Origin of the sequence: Mesorhizobium sp. M7A.F.Ca.US.002.01.1.1 (genome assembly GCF_004022955.1) — a bacterium.
Lineage (GTDB): Bacteria > Pseudomonadota > Alphaproteobacteria > Rhizobiales > Rhizobiaceae > Mesorhizobium > Mesorhizobium ciceri.
This window is the reverse complement of record NZ_RZQE01000796.1, coordinates 1-1693: the sequence shown is the minus strand read 5'-3', so window position 1 is coordinate 1693 and position 1693 is coordinate 1. Positions and strand designations below refer to the sequence as shown.

The 1693-nt window shown below is 64.3% G+C and carries 2 protein-coding genes; both read left to right on the top strand.

The genetic code is table 11. The features are described from left to right. Nucleotides 1-32 precede the first annotated feature (32 nt). Entirely contained in the window at nucleotides 33-278 is a 246-nt protein-coding gene (locus EN932_RS38575; protein WP_206519289.1) for a hypothetical protein, read from the top strand. Nucleotides 279-354: 76 nt separating this feature from the next. Further along, entirely contained in the window at nucleotides 355-1608 is a 1254-nt protein-coding gene (locus EN932_RS35525) for a sarcosine oxidase subunit beta (protein WP_063168974.1), read from the top strand. Nucleotides 1609-1693 lie beyond the last annotated feature (85 nt).

The following is a 1693-nucleotide window of genomic DNA, read 5'->3' as shown; positions in this document are numbered from 1 at the left end:
CCTCCGCGAAGAGTTTTGCCGTGGCGCGGCCGATGCCGGAACTGGCGCCGGTGACGATGGCGATCTTGTTTGCGAGTGCGAACATTTTTGCATCCTTTTCTTCGCGCCGGCTTGACCGGCAGTTGGGATGCTTGGTCGCAGATCGAGGCCAGGCGAGCCACCCGATACCCGCCAAGATGCTGGAAAGCGCCGACGCGCCGGATGCGTCTTTTTCACCACGGCGCAAAACGGCAAGCGCCGTCGCAAACAGCGCAAGGGTGGAAGCGCTGTTTCGCTAGTGATACACCTCGCGCGCCGGGACCGACTGAACGCCGGCCGCCATTCGCGAAGCCTTTTTGGGGCGAGGTTGGGACGTTGAAGAAATATTCGGTATTCGCCATCGCCCGTGAAGCCATGCGCGGCCACAAGGGCTGGGAAGAACAGTGGTCCTCGCCTGAGCCCAGGAAAGAATACGACGTCATCATCGTCGGCGCCGGCGGCCATGGCCTGGCCACCGCCTATTACCTCGCCACGGTTCACGGCATCACCAATGTCGCGGTGCTGGAAAGGGGCTGGCTCGGCGGCGGCAACACAGGCCGCAACACCACCATCATCCGCTCCAACTATCTCTATGACGAGAGCGCCGGCATCTACGACCATGCACTGAAGCTGTGGGATGGGCTGAGCCAGGAGCTCAACTACAACGTCATGTATTCGGCGCGCGGCGTCATGATGCTCGCGCACAATGTGCACGACGTGCAGGTGCTGAAGCGCCACGTGCACGCCAACCGGCTGAACGGTATCGACAATGAGTGGCTGACGCCGGAGCAGGCGAAGGAATTCTGCCCGCCGCTCAACACCTCCAGGGATGCGCGCTATCCGGTGGTCGGTGCGGCGCTGCAGCGGCGCGGCGGCACGGCGCGCCACGATGCGGTTGCCTGGGGCTATGCGCGCGGCGCCTCGGCGCGCGGCGTCCATATCATTCAGAATTGCGAGGTCACCGGGGTCAAGCGGGCGGCCAATGGCGCGGTTTTGGGCGTCGACACGACGCGCGGCTTCATCGGTGCCAAGAAGGTCGGCGTCGTTGCCGCCGGCCATTCCTCAGTGATCATGAACATGGCCGGCGTGCGCATGCCGCTGGAGAGTTATCCATTGCAGGCGCTGGTGTCGGAACCGGTCAAGCCGGTGGTGCCCTGCGTGGTCATGTCGAACACGGTGCACGCCTATATCTCGCAGTCCGACAAGGGCGAGCTGGTGATCGGCGCCGGCACCGACCAGTATGTCTCCTATTCGCAGACCGGCGGCCTGCACATATTGCAGCACACGCTGGACGCCATCTGCGAGATGTTCCCGATCTTCACGCGCATGAAGATGCTGCGCTCGTGGGGCGGCATCGTCGACGTCACGCCCGACCGCTCGCCGATCCTGGCCAAGACGCCGGTGCCCGGGCTTTATGTCAATTGTGGCTGGGGCACGGGCGGCTTCAAGGCGACGCCGGGCTCGGGCCATGTCTTTGCCCACACCATCGCCAAAGACGATCCGCATCCGATCAATGCGCCCTTCACCATCGAGCGCTTCCGCACCGGCCGGCTCATCGACGAGGCGGCGGCGGCGGCGGTGGCGCACTGATGATGGCTGGGATGGCTGTCGCGATGCCGCTGATTCTGGCGGGGGAACACGTGCTGGCGGGGGAACGGGGCATGTTCCATTTTTC